Raw genomic sequence first — 12,503 nt, forward strand, 5'->3', positions numbered from 1 at the left:
CGTTGCGTACGGAGGTCAGCCGGTGACCTTCTCGACGAACTCGGTGGTGTAGGTCTTGCCCAGGTCCACCTTGGCGTTCTTGATGTTGGGGTTGAACGCCTTGAGGACCTTCTCGACGGTCTCGGGACCGTTCGCCGGCATCACGCCGTCCTTGGTGAACATCGGCAGCGTGCTTTTGATCGCCTCGGCGTAGAGCGTCTTGTCGCCCTGCGAGTAGTCCGCGGGCATCTTGGCGGCGATCTCGGACGCGCTGTGGGTGGACATCCACCTGAGCGTCCTGACGAACGCGTTGGCGAGCTTCTGGACCGTCTCCTTGTGGCCGTCGACCCAGTCCGTCCGCATGTACAGGCTCGACGACGGGTACGGCCCGCCGAGCGCCGCCTGCGATCCCTCGGGGGTCCGCATGTCGACGAGGATCTTGCCGGCCTTCTTGTCCAGGATGGTCGCGACGGTCGGATCGGTCGTCATGCCGCCGTCGATGGAGCCCTTCTGGAGCGCGGAGACGAAGGTCGGTCCGGCGCCGACGGCGACCGGAGCGAACTCGCTGACGCTCACCCCGTTCTTGACCGCGAGGTACTTGGTGAGGAAGTCGGTCGAGGAGCCGAGGCCGGTGACGCCGAGCTTCTTGCCCTTGAAGTCCTTCGCCGAACTGATCTTGCCCGCGGCCTTGGTGGAGACGACCTCCACCTCGCCGGGCGCGTGCGAGAACTGCACCACGGACTCGACGTTCTTGCCCTTGACCTGCAGATCGAGGGTGTGGTCGTAGAAGCCGACGGCGCCCTGGACCTGACCGGAGACGAGTGCGGTCTCCGCCTGCACCCCGGCGGGCTCGCTCAGCAGCTCGACGTTCAGGCCCTCCGCCGAGAAGTAGCCGAGGCGCTGGGTGAGCATCGCGGGCAGGTAGATGACCTTGTCCAGGCCACCGACCATGATCTTGACGTGCTCTCCCTTGCCGCCCCCGCCGCCGCTGCCGGAGTCGGCGGCGGATCCGGCCGCGTCGTTGGCACAGGCGGTGAGGGAGGACAGGGCGAGCAGGCCGGCGGCGGCCGACGCCGCGAGTCTGGCGGACTTGCGCATGGCGGTTTCACGTCCTTGTGAGAGGGCGGTACGGGGTGCGGAAGGCGGGGAGGAAGGGGGTGCGGCGGGACCGGGTCGCTCAGTCCCCGGAGCCCGCGGGCTTCCAGCGGAAGATGCGGCGCTCGGCGAAGGTGAGCAGTCCCTCGGCGACGAGCGCGACGGCGGCGAGGATGACCATCGCGGCGTACACGCCGGCCGCGTTGAACGTGCCCTGGGACTGCGCGACGAGCAGGCCGATGCCCTTGGTGGCGCCGATGTACTCGCCGACGATCGCGCCGATCAGGGCGAAGCCGAAGCTGACGTGCAGGCTGGTGAAGATCCACGAGGTCGCGGACGGGATGACCACCTGGAGCGTCACCCGGCGGTCGCTCGCGCCGAGGATCCGGGCGTTGGAGACCAGGTTGCGGTCCACCTCCCGGGCGCCCTGGAAGGCGTTGAAGAACACCGGGAAGAAGACGAGGACGACGGCCGAGGCGACCTTGGAGACCGGTCCGAGCCCGAACCAGATCACGAAGATCGGGGCGAGCACGATCCTGGGGATCGAGTTGAGCACCTTGATGTAGGGGCCGAGGACATCGGCGAGGAAGGTGACGCGGCCGAGCGCGATCCCGAGGACCACACCGGCCACCACACCGAACACCCAGCCGAGCAGGGCCTCGTAGAGCGTGTACCAGATCTGCTCGCCCAGCGAGCCGAGCGCGGTGCCGTGCGTGATCCAGGTCCAGATCTGGTCCCAGATCTGCGAGGGCATCGAGAAGTTGAAGGGATCGATGGCCTTGGCCCGGGAGAGCCCTTCCCACAGGCCGAGCACGGCCACCAGGAGCAGGGCGCGGGCAGCGGTGACGATCACCTTGCGTCTGCGGGCCGCGCGGGCCCGGGAGTGCGCCCGGTCGGGGGTCTTGACCGTGTCGACGACCGGCGCGCCGAGAACCTCAGGCGACATGGGCGGCACCCCTCTCACGGGTGATGCGGACCTCTTCGCCGAGGGACTCCCAGATCTCCCGGTAGATCTCGATGAACTGCGTCTGCAGGCGCACCTGCTCGACCTTGCGCGGCCTGGGCAGGTCGATGTCGAAGATCTGCTTCACGGTCGCCGGGCCGGCCGTCATCACGACGACTCTGTCGGCGAGCGCGATGGCCTCCTCCAGGTCATGAGTGACGAAGACGACCGAGGCGCCCGTGCCCTCCCACAGCTCCATCAACTCGTCCGACATCAGGGCCCGGGTCTGCACGTCGAGCGCCGAGAACGGCTCGTCCATCAGCAGGATCTCGGGGTCGTTGACGAAGGTGGCGGCGAGGGCGACGCGCTTGCGCTGGCCGCCGGAGAGCTGGTGCGGGTAACGGTCCTCGAACGCGGCGAGCCCGACCCGGGCCAGCCAGGCGCGCGCCTTCTCCTGCGCCTCCGCCTTGGGCAGACCGCGGAAGCGCGGTCCCGCCATCACGTTGGACAGCACCGTGCGCCAGGGGAAGGTGGCGTCCTGCTGGAAGACGAAGCCGACCTTGCCGCCGACGCCGCGAACCGGCTCGCCGGCCACCAGCACCTCGCCCTCGGTGGGCTCCTCCAGGCCGCTGACGAGCGTCAATGTGGTCGACTTGCCGCAGCCGGTGGGACCGACCACGGCCACGAACTCGCCCCGGCGGACCGTCAGGTCGAGGTCCCTCACAGCCGTGTGCAGGCCCCCCGAGGGGGTCCTGAACGTTTTGCTCGCGCCCCGCAGCTCGATGGCGGGGCCGGTGTCTGTGCTCATGGCCAAGGACGGTAGGTGTGGCACCGGCCACAGCAGCAGTCTTCTGGGCGCAAGTCGTTCTTTTGCTCGCAAGGACCTGTTGTGCTCGTTTTGCTCGCGCTACAACAACGGAGCCGAAACACGGGCTTAACGCTCGCCAGGCCTGGGAGGGAAGAGGCCCGATGATTGACGTCCTGGTGGTCGACGACGACTTCCGTGTCGCCGAGATCAACGCCAAGTACGTGGGAAAGGTTCCCGGTTTCCGGGTGACCTCCCGCGCGCACAGCGCCGCGCAGGCGCTGACCGCCGTGCAGCGCGGCGGCGTCGACCTGGTGCTGCTGGACCACTACCTGCCCGACCGTCCGGGGCTGGAACTCGTCCACCGCATGCGCGAGCAGGGCCTGGGCACCGACGTCATCATGATCACGGCAGCCGGGGACGTGGCCACCGTGCAGCAGGCGATGCGGCTGGGCGCATTGCACTATCTGGTGAAACCCTTCACCTTCAGCGCGCTGCGCACCCGCCTGGACTCCTATGCGGCCCTGCGCCGCACCGTCGACCGCGTCGGCGGCCGGGGGGTGGCCGGACAGGAGCAGGTGGACCGGATCTTCGGCGCGCTGCGCACCACGCCGGCTCCCTCCTCCCCCGGCCTGCCCAGTGGCCACTCGGAACCGACTACGGACCTCATCTGCGGTGTTCTGCACCGCGCCGCGGGGCCGCTGTCGGCTCACGAGGTGGCCGCCCGGACCGGCCTGAGCCGCTCCACCGCCCAGCGGTACCTCCGCCACCTGGAACAGGCCGGCCGGCTGCGCCTGTCGCTGAAGTACGGCGACACGGGACGGCCCGAGCACCGCTACGCCTGGGTGGCTCCGTAGACCGGGCCCGGTCCGCCCCGGGCGGAGGGCACGGCGGTGAGGCGCTACGACGGCGACGGCTCGACGGTCACACGGCTCCGGCACCGGTCAGCGAACGCACCTCCGTCTCCGCGTACTTGGCGTGGTCCGGCGGCTCGGCGGAGATCACGGTGCCGAGCCAGCCGGCGAGGAAGCCCAGCGGAACCGAGACGATGGCGGGGTTCTCCAGCGGGAAGAACTGGAAGTCGACACCCGGGAGCAGCGAGCCGGGGCTGCCCGAGACCACCGGGGAGAGCACGACGAGCACCAGCGCCGGGACCAGCCCGCCGTACACGGCCCACACCGCCCCGCGGGTGGTGAACCCGCGCCAGAACAGCGGATAGAGCAGTACGGGCAGATTCGCGGAGGCGGCGACGGCGAAGGCGAGGCCCACCAGGAAGGCGACGTTGAGGTCGCGGGCGACCAGACCGAGGGCGATCGCGACCGCCCCGACGCCGACCGCCGCGATGCGTGCCACGGCCACCTCGCCGCGCGGCCGGCCGCCCCGACGCCGCAGCGACGCGTACAGGTCGTGGGCCACGGAGACCGAGGAGGCGAGGGTGATCCCGGCGACCACCGCGAGAATCGTGGCGAAGGCGACGGCGGCCACCACCGCGAACAGGACGGTGCCGCCCGTGGAGTCGGCGCCGCCGCCCAGGTCGAGGGCGAGCAGTGGAACCGCCGTGTTGCCGGCCGCGTTCGCGCCCTGTACGGCCCGGGGGCCGACGATCGCGGCCGCTCCGAAGCCGAGGACGATCGTCATCAGGTAGAACGCGCCGATGAGACCGATGGACCAGATGGCCGAACGGCGGGCGGCCCGAGCGGTCGGCACGGTGTAGAAGCGGGACACGATGTGCGGCAGCCCACCCGTGCCGAGCACCAGTGCGAGGCCGAGGCTGATGAAGTCCAGCCGGGCGGTCCAGTCCCCGCCATACCGCAGTCCGGGGGCCAGGAAGGCGGTTCCGTGGCCGCTGCGCTCGGCCGCGGTGAGCAGCAGCCGGTCCAGGTCGCCGTGGAAGCGGACCATGACGAGCACGGTCAGCACGACGGTGCCGCCCAGCAGCAGCACCGCCTTGACGATCTGGATCCAGGTGGTGGCCCGCATACCGCCCAGCGACACGTAGACCACCATCAGCGCACCGACCCCGATGACGGTCCAGGACTGGGCCGCCCCGCCCGTCCGGCCGAGGAGCAGCGCCACCAGGCTGCCCGCGCCCACCATCTGCGCCACCAGATACAGAACGGACACCGTCACCGAGGAGGTTCCCACGGCGATCCGCACCGGTCGCTCGCTCATCCGGGCCGCGACCACGTCGGCGAGTGTGAAGCGGCCGCAGTTGCGCACCAGCTCGGCGACGAGGAACAGCACCACCAGCCAGCCCACGAAGAAGCCCACCACATAGAGCACACCGTCGTAGCCGAACAGAGCGATCAGCCCGGGGACTCCCAGGAACGATGCGGCCGACGCGTAGTCACCGGCGATGGCAAAACCATTCTCCATCGGGGAGAAGAGCCGCCCGCCGGCGTAGAACTCCTCCGCCGAACCATGCCGGTTGCGGCTCACCCAGGTCGTGATCGCCAGCGTGACCGCCACGAACACGCTGAACAACAGCAGGGCCAGGGTCTGGTGGTCGCCGGTCACGACACACCTCCTTGCGCACCGCGTGCCAGTTCCTGGGTGTCCCAGCGCAGTTCGAGCGCGGCCCGGTCCCGGCGCAACCGCGCGTGGCGGGCGTAGGCCCAGGTGAGGAGGAAGGTGGTGAGGAACTGCCCGAGCCCGGCGAGCATCGCCACGTTCACGGCGCCCACCACCGGCCGGGCCATGAGCCCGGGCGCGGTCGTCGCGGTCACGACATAGCCCACGTACCAGACGAAGAAGACCGCCACCGCGGGCACCACGAACCGCCGGTACCGGCCGCGCACCTCCTGGAACGCCGCACTGCGCTGCACCTCGACGTACGCGTCGGCCGTCGTGCCGGCGCCCCCTGCCGCCCGCGCCGCCCGCCCCTCGCGCCGGGCCGCGGACACCGGCGCGGCGGGCACGCCGGCGCCGCCCCCCTCTCCCCAGCCCGAGGCCAGCGCCTCGTACCAGGGGTCGCGGTATCCCAGGTCCTCGGGTGCCGGCTCCCGGCCCTCGTGGTTCCCGGACGCCCTTTCGGGAACGCCCCCGCTCCCGTGGGAGCGGCCGTTGCTTGACTGCATGCCCAAGCATGGACGCAGCCGGAAGATCCCCGGCTTCCCTTCCTCCCGCTCTTCACCCCATCAGGTGATTCACCTCGCCGGTGGCCTCGCCAGCCCGTGCGCGTAGGCATAGCGCACCGCCTGGGTACGGTCCTTGAGCCCGGCCTTGGCGAAGAGGTTGTTGATGTGGGTCTTCACTGTCGCGGTGGACACGTGCAGCCGACGGGCGATCTCCTGGTTGGACAGACCCTCGGCGATCAGGACCAGCACCTCGCACTCCCGCGCGGTGAGACCGTCCGGTGCCTCGGCGGCGGGAGCGTGCCGGGGCTCGAGGCCAACCTCGGACAGCCGCTCCAGCAGCCGCCGCTGAATGCTGGGCGACAGCCCCGCTTCGCCGGACAGCACGCTCTCCACGGCCCGGACGATCTCCGGAGCGGACGGGGAGCGCGGCGGCGAGGGCCGGCCGGAGAGCGGAGCCGTTCCGGTGCATGCCGAGCAACGCACCGATAGCGAAGAGGCCGACACACAGGACGATGCCCCCGAGCCGGGCGGCCACGCCGGCCGTCGTGCTTCTGGTCCGCACGGCGCCGTCCGGCTTCTCCCGCATGCGGGTGGTCCAGGCCCGGCCGGACCCGGCGCCCGGACCGAGGGCCGGTCCGGCGGCGAGCAGTGCCTCGGCCCCGGCACGTTGGCGGGCGTCGAGTATTCCGGACCCGCGGAGCGCGACGATCGTCAGGATCGCCGGCAGGAGCCGTCGACAGCCGTCCGCGTCGGGCCGGTGTGCGCGAAACTGCCGCGGGGTCACGAGGGCGGCGGCGGTGATCGCCGGCGCGTCGACGAGCCGGGGCATCTGAGCCTCCGTGAGCGGGAAGGGGAGACCGGCGGCAGGTTGCCGCCGACGCCTTCGACACTACGGAAGATCGCGAGCCGACTGATCGGAGCGGAGGTGGATCACGGGTGGATCCTGCGGTGCCGCTGAACTCCACCCGGGGGTGGAGATCCTGCCCCGGCTCCCCCTCGGCTCCTTCCCGGCCGCGCTGCCGTGACGATCCCGGCGCGCCCCGCCGTCCGTCACCGGACCGGCCCCCGGGGCCGGTCCGGGTGCGGCTACGCGTCGATGCGGGAGCGGTCCAGGGTGGCCGCCGAGCTGGCGATGAACTCCTTGCGGGGCGCCACGTCGTTGCCCATCAGCAGGTCGAAGACGCCTTCCGCGGCCTCCAGGTCCGAGAGGTTGATCCGGCGCAGGGTGCGGTGCCGCGGGTCCATGGTGGTCTCGGCCAGCTGGTCGGCGTCCATCTCACCGAGGCCCTTGTACCGCTGGATCGAGTCCTTGTACCGGATGTTCTTGGTCTGGAACTCCAGCAGCCTGTCGCGCAGTTCACGGTCCGAGTACGTGTAGACGTACTTGTCCTGGCCCTTCTTCGGCTGGATCAACTCGACGCGGTGCAGCGGCGGGACCGCGGCGAACACCCGGCCGGCCTCGACCATGGGCCGCATGTAGCGGTGGAACAGGGTCAGGAGCAGGGTCCGGATGTGGGAGCCGTCCACGTCGGCGTCGGTCATCATGATGATCTTGCCGTAGCGCGCCGCGTCCAGATCGAAGGTCCGGCCCGACCCGGCTCCTATGACCTGGATGATCGCCCCGCACTCGGCGTTCTTCAGCATGTCGGTGACGGACGACTTCTGGACGTTGAGGATCTTGCCGCGGATCGGCAGCAGTGCCTGGAACTCGGAGTTCCGGGCGAGCTTCGCCGTACCGAGCGCCGAGTCGCCCTCGACGATGAACAGTTCGCTGCGGTCGACGTCGTCGCTGCGACAGTCGGCGAGCTTGGCGGGCAGCGAGGAGGACTCCAGGGCCGTCTTGCGGCGCTGCGCGTCCTTGTGCTGGCGGGCGGCGATCCGCGTACGGGCCGCGGCGACCGCCTTCTCCATGATGACGCGGGCCTGCTGGGCGGCGTCCCGCTTGGTGGAGGTCAGGAACGCCTTGAGCTCCTTGGTGACCACGTTGTTGACGATCCGGCGGGCCGCCGAGGTGCCGAGCACCTCCTTGGTCTGGCCCTCGAACTGCGGTTCCGCGAGGCGGACCGTGACGACCGCGGTGAGGCCCTCCAGGGCGTCGTCCTTGACGATGTTGTCCTCGGCGACGCGCAGCAGCTTCTTGGCGCGCAGCACCTCGTTCAGCGTCTGGGTGACCGCCTGCTCGAAACCGGCGACGTGGGTGCCGCCCTTGGGGGTGGCGATGATGTTGACGAAGGACCGGAGCGTGGTGTCGTAGCCCGTTCCCCAGCGCAGCGCGACGTCCACGCCGAGCTCCCGGGTGACCTCCGTGGGCGTCATCTGGCCGTGCTCGTCGAGGACCGGAACGGTCTCCTTGAAGGAGCCCTGCCCGTTGAAGCGGAGGACGTCGCAGACCGGCCTGTCGGTCGCCAGGTACTCGCAGAACTCGCTGATGCCGCCGTCGAAGCGGAAGGATTCCTCCCCCTTGCTGCCGCCCTCGCCGAGACCGTACTCGTCGCGGACGAGGATGGTCAGGCCGGGCACCAGGAACGCCGTCTGGCGGGCGCGCTGGTGCAGCGTCTCCAGGGAGAGCTTGGCGTCCTTGAGGAAGATCTGGCGGTCCGCCCAGTAGCGCACGCGGGTGCCGCTGCGCGTCTTGGGGATCTTCCTCGCCTTGCGCAGACCGCTCTTGGCCTCGAACTTGGCCTCCGGCCCGTCCCCCGTGAACGCTCCGGGCACCCCGCGCCGGAAGCTGACGGCGTGGGTGTGGCCGACTCGGTCGACCTCCACGTCAAGCCGGGCGGACAGGGCGTTGACCACGGAGGCGCCCACGCCGTGCAGACCGCCGGAGGCGGCGTACGAGCCGCCGCCGAACTTGCCGCCGGCGTGCAGCTTGGTCATGACGACCTCGACGCCGGACAGACCTGTCTTGGGCTCGACGTCGACCGGGATGCCACGGCCGTTGTCCTGCACCTCCACGGAGCCGTCGTCGTGCAGGATGACCTCGATGTGGTCGCAGTAGCCGCCGAGGGCCTCGTCCACGGAGTTGTCGATGATCTCCCACAGGCAGTGCATCAGGCCGCGGCTGTCGGTCGACCCGATGTACATGCCCGGGCGCTTGCGCACGGCTTCGAGGCCCTCGAGGACGAGCAGGTGCCGCGCGGTGTAGTTGGAACCGTCCCGGTCTGCTCCTGCCAGCAGCGCTGTGGACGGCACGGACGTATCGGCGGTCACGCGGTTCGCTCCTCGCTGAATTTCAGATGAGGCCCTGATGGGTAAGGGCGTGGCTTCGGTTGCCGCTCAGAGGGTACCGAGGCCTGGTAGAGCCCTTGTAACGCAACCCTCGGCAGCGACCCAGACTAGTCCAGAGTCGCATGTACGTTCGATCCCTCGATGGAGTGAAGCACATATCACGTTCCCTTTGGGGCATGAACCATTTAGGCTCCGGGCACGTCCTCATGAACAACCGGCAACCCGGCCGGGGGGACCGACCATGACCGACAGCGCGAACCCGTAAGACACACAGACGTAATACGGCACATTCGCCGCCAAACCGGCAACGGACAGCCGCCCCGAAAGATTCTTTCGAGGAAAAGCCGCGAGCGGGAACGTTTGGGGCTGGTTGGATGTTGACCCTGGTACGACAGCTCGTCGAGCTAGAGAAGAGGCGACGTGACTACTGTTCTGACCCCCGCGAGCCCGCTGACGGCCGCTGATCGCTGCGACCGCTGCGGCGCCCAGGCATATCTGCGCGTCGTCCTGCTGAGCGGCGGAGAACTGCTCTTCTGCGCCCACCACGGTCGCAAGTTCGAGCCGGAACTCAAGAAGATCGCCGCTGAGATACAGGACGAGACGGAGCGCCTGACGTCCGTTCCGGCAAGCGCGTCCGAAGACGAACGCTGACACCTCGCACGACGAGCCAGCACCGGCACAGGCCGGCGAACGGGCGGCCGCTCCTGACACACGGGAGCGGCCGCCCGTTGTCGCCCACCGACCCGGTCAGGCTCCGTCGGCACCCTGTGGCAGCACCTTGGCGTCGGCGGCCCCCTTGAGGGCCCGCACGACGTCGGACACACGTGTGTACACGCCAGGGCTGCCCGGACGCCCGCAGCCACTCCCCCACGACACCAGGCCGATCAGCCGCCCCTGGGCGACCAGCGGCCCGCCGCTGTCCCCCTGGCACGCGTCCTTGCCCCCCAGGGTCTCGCCCGCGCACAGCATCGTCCCGGCCGCGTACGTGCCGTCGTCGCTCCCCGGATAGGCCCGCTCGCACTGGGCGTCGGGCAGCACGTGAACCCGTGCGGCGCGCAGGCTACGGGAGTAGGCGGCTGTGCCGTCGACGTCCCCCCAGCCGTACACCGTGGCGCTCGTGCCGGGCGTGTAGGCCGGGTCACCGGCGCCCGCCATCGGGATGACCGCGTTCCGGGGGAGCGACTCGGCCAGGGTCAGGACGGCGAAATCACCGCTGTTCGTGACGGTGTCGTAGTGCGGGTTGACCCAGACGGCGCGTACGGGGATCTCCTTGCCCTGGCTGGAGAGCAGATCCGTTCGCCCGGTGATGACCTTGAGGTCCCGTGCCGGCGGCGCTCCGACCAGGTCTCCGGCCAGGCAGTGGGCCGCGGTGAGCACGGCGGCCGGGGCGATGGCCACACCCCCGCAGAACTGCCCCGCGCGATTGCCCCCGAACAGGTCACGGCTGGCGAGCGCCACGGTCCAGGGACTCTGTGACACGTCGACGGGGAAGCCGCCGACGACGACACCGTCGGCGGTCGCCGGCGCAGCGTTCATCAGCGGTATGGCGGCCCCTGCGGCCGCCATGACCAGCGGCCGGGCCAGCGCCCGGACAATACGGCCTCGCATGCGCGCTCCTCACTCTGGGTTGATCATCGGACACCCAGGGTCGGGCAGAGCGGCGCCGGTCGCAGCACGAGGGCCCGGCTCCCCGCGGGGAACCGGGCCCTTGGCGTGCTGTGAACCCGACCTAGTCGAGGTAGTCGCGCAGCACCTGCGAACGCGACGGGTGACGCAGCTTCGACATGGTCTTGGACTCGATCTGACGGATCCGCTCGCGCGTGACGCCGTACACCTTGCCGATCTCGTCGAGGGTCTTCGGCTGGCCGTCGGTGAGACCGAAGCGCATGGAAACGACGCCCGCCTCGCGCTCGGACAGGGTGTCGAGGACCGAGTGCAGCTGCTCCTGCAGCAGCGTGAAGCTGACCGCGTCGGCCGGAACGACCGCCTCGGAGTCCTCGATGAGGTCACCGAACTCGCTGTCGCCGTCCTCGCCCAGGGGGGTGTGCAGCGAGATGGGCTCGCGGCCGTACTTCTGGACCTCGATGACCTTCTCCGGGGTCATGTCGAGTTCCTTGGCCAGCTCCTCCGGGGTGGGCTCGCGCCCGAGGTCCTGGAGCATCTGGCGCTGCACACGCGCGAGCTTGTTGATGACCTCGACCATGTGCACCGGGATGCGGATGGTACGGGCCTGGTCGGCCATCGCACGGGTGATCGCCTGCCGGATCCACCAGGTGGCGTACGTGGAGAACTTGTAGCCCTTGGTGTAGTCGAACTTCTCGACCGCGCGGATCAGACCGAGGTTGCCCTCCTGGATGAGGTCCAGGAAGAGCATGCCGCGGCCGGTGTAGCGCTTGGCCAGGGAGACCACCAGACGGAGGTTGGCCTCCAGCAGGTGGTTCTTGGCGCGGCGGCCGTCCTCGGCGATGATCTCCAGCTCGCGCTTGAGCTTGGGAGCGAGCTTGTCGGAGTTCGCCAGCTTGTCCTCGGCGAAGAGACCGGCCTCGATACGCTTGGCCAGCTCGACCTCCTGCTCGGCGTTGAGCAGGGGAACCTTGCCGATCTGCTTGAGGTAGTCCTTGACCGGGTCCGCGGTGGCGCCGGCGGCGGCGACCTGCTGGGCGGGGGCGTCGTCCTCGTCCTCGTCGGAGAGGACGAAACCGGCGCTCTCGGTGCCCTCCGGCTCTTCCGCGCCCTTGGGGTCCTCGAGCACCTCGTCCTCGAGGAGCTCGACGTCGTCCTTCTTGCCGGTCGTCTTCTTCGCCGCCGTCTTCTTGGCGGCCGTCGTCTTCTTCGCCACCGTCTTCTTGGCGGGGGCCGCCTTCTTGGCAGCCGCCCTCTTCGCGGGGGCGTCGTCGTCGGCGGACGCGTCGACGACGGGTGCCGCCGGCGTGGCCGTGGCGGTGGCCTTCCGGGTGGTCACCGTCTTCGCCGCGACCGTCTTGGTGGCGGTGCGCTTGGCCGGGCTCTTCGCTGCGACGCTCTTCCGGGTGCGCTTGTTGGGCTCCGCGGCACTGACCATCAGCGTCACACCCTCTTCCTCGAGGATCTGATTGAGGCTGCGCAGTACGTTCTTCCACTGAGTGGCCGGAATCTGGTCAGCTTCGAAGGCCCGACGCACATCGTCGCCGGCGATCTGCCCCTCAGCCTTTCCCCGCTCAATGAGCGCCATGACAGAGACGGACTCGGCGATCTCCGGCGGGAGCGTACGGGATGTGCTGGCCGACACGAACAACCTCTCGGAACGTTGGAAAACGGCTTCCGGCCCCGTCCACGGGGGACAGGAACCGACCACCGGCCTGGGGATTGGGCCGACGGCGCGGGCGGGTGCCGGGAA

General features: G+C 69.9%; 10 protein-coding genes and 1 pseudogene. 2 read left to right on the top strand and 9 right to left on the bottom strand.

Annotated features, from left to right (window positions below; genetic code table 11):
* Positions 1–15: 15 nt before the first annotated feature.
* From ACF061_RS26340 to ACF061_RS26350, 3 genes are all read right to left on the bottom strand, one after another.
* Entirely contained in the window at positions 16–1,077 is a 1,062-nt protein-coding gene (locus tag ACF061_RS26340; RefSeq protein WP_392269442.1) for an ABC transporter substrate-binding protein, read from the bottom strand.
* Positions 1,078–1,156: 79 nt separating this feature from the next.
* A complete protein-coding gene (locus tag ACF061_RS26345; protein ID WP_392269443.1) occupies positions 1,157–2,020 on the bottom strand; it encodes an ABC transporter permease in 864 nt (287 codons plus the stop codon).
* Positions 2,010–2,825: an ABC transporter ATP-binding protein gene (locus tag ACF061_RS26350; protein WP_392269444.1), complete on the bottom strand. Its 816-nt coding sequence runs from the start codon at positions 2,823–2,825 to the stop codon at positions 2,010–2,012. Before ACF061_RS26350 ends, ACF061_RS26345 begins: the two co-directional genes overlap by 11 nt.
* Positions 2,826–2,986: 161 nt before the next feature.
* Here ACF061_RS26350 and ACF061_RS26355 point away from each other — a divergent pair, with 161 nt between their 5' ends.
* On the top strand, positions 2,987–3,679 hold the full coding sequence (locus ACF061_RS26355; protein ID WP_392269445.1) for a response regulator: 693 nt from the start codon (positions 2,987–2,989) through the stop codon (positions 3,677–3,679).
* A gap of 67 nt (positions 3,680–3,746) precedes the next feature.
* Here the strand turns inward: ACF061_RS26355 and ACF061_RS26360 are convergent, their stop codons facing one another.
* The 4 genes and pseudogenes from ACF061_RS26360 to ACF061_RS26375 form a co-directional block, all read right to left on the bottom strand.
* Entirely contained in the window at positions 3,747–5,339 is a 1,593-nt protein-coding gene (locus ACF061_RS26360) for a cation acetate symporter (protein ID WP_392269446.1), read from the bottom strand.
* The gene (locus ACF061_RS26365) at positions 5,336–5,899 is read right to left on the bottom strand and encodes a DUF485 domain-containing protein (RefSeq protein WP_392269447.1); all 564 of its coding nucleotides are present in this window, start codon (positions 5,897–5,899) and stop codon (positions 5,336–5,338) included. The genes ACF061_RS26360 and ACF061_RS26365 overlap by 4 nt, the downstream gene beginning before the upstream one ends.
* A 69-nt stretch (positions 5,900–5,968) precedes the next feature.
* A pseudogene (locus ACF061_RS26370) lies at positions 5,969–6,307 on the bottom strand (response regulator transcription factor); the annotation flags it as partial.
* 678 nt (positions 6,308–6,985) lie between these two features.
* Positions 6,986–9,109, bottom strand: a complete 2,124-nt coding sequence (locus tag ACF061_RS26375) for a type IIA DNA topoisomerase subunit B (protein ID WP_392269448.1) — start codon at positions 9,107–9,109, stop codon at positions 6,986–6,988.
* Positions 9,110–9,547: 438 nt separating this feature from the next.
* On the opposite strand from ACF061_RS26375, the gene ACF061_RS26380 reads away from it, so the two are divergent.
* Complete coding sequence (locus tag ACF061_RS26380) at positions 9,548–9,778, top strand: hypothetical protein (protein ID WP_030171920.1); 231 nt, start codon at positions 9,548–9,550, stop codon at positions 9,776–9,778.
* 96 nt (positions 9,779–9,874) lie between these two features.
* Here ACF061_RS26380 and ACF061_RS26385 read toward each other — a convergent pair whose 3' ends face one another.
* Positions 9,875–10,735 carry a serine protease gene (locus ACF061_RS26385; protein ID WP_392269449.1) on the bottom strand — a complete coding sequence of 287 codons (861 nt, stop codon included), beginning with the start codon at positions 10,733–10,735 and terminating at the stop codon, positions 9,875–9,877.
* Between the two features lie 121 nt (positions 10,736–10,856).
* A complete protein-coding gene (locus ACF061_RS26390; protein WP_392269450.1) occupies positions 10,857–12,395 on the bottom strand; it encodes an RNA polymerase sigma factor in 1,539 nt (512 codons plus the stop codon).
* Positions 12,396–12,503: the final 108 nt, after the last annotated feature.

Origin of the sequence: Streptomyces sp. NPDC015220, from assembly GCF_043079345.1 — a bacterium.
Classification (GTDB): Bacteria; Actinomycetota; Actinomycetes; order Streptomycetales; family Streptomycetaceae; genus Streptomyces.

Bases quoted from the DNA above. Each gene is read 5' to 3' on its own strand.
- ACF061_RS26355 (WP_392269445.1), top strand. From the start codon at position 2,987: ATGATTGACGTCCTGGTGGTCGACGACGACTTCCGTGTCGCCGAGATC.
- ACF061_RS26365 (WP_392269447.1), bottom strand. From the start codon at position 5,899: ATGCAGTCAAGCAACGGCCGCTCCCACGGGAGCGGGGGCGTTCCCGAA.
- ACF061_RS26385 (WP_392269449.1), bottom strand. From the start codon at position 10,735: ATGCGAGGCCGTATTGTCCGGGCGCTGGCCCGGCCGCTGGTCATGGCG.
- ACF061_RS26345 (WP_392269443.1), bottom strand. From the start codon at position 2,020: ATGTCGCCTGAGGTTCTCGGCGCGCCGGTCGTCGACACGGTCAAGACC.
- ACF061_RS26350 (WP_392269444.1), bottom strand. From the start codon at position 2,825: ATGAGCACAGACACCGGCCCCGCCATCGAGCTGCGGGGCGCGAGCAAA.
- ACF061_RS26340 (WP_392269442.1), bottom strand. From the start codon at position 1,077: ATGCGCAAGTCCGCCAGACTCGCGGCGTCGGCCGCCGCCGGCCTGCTC.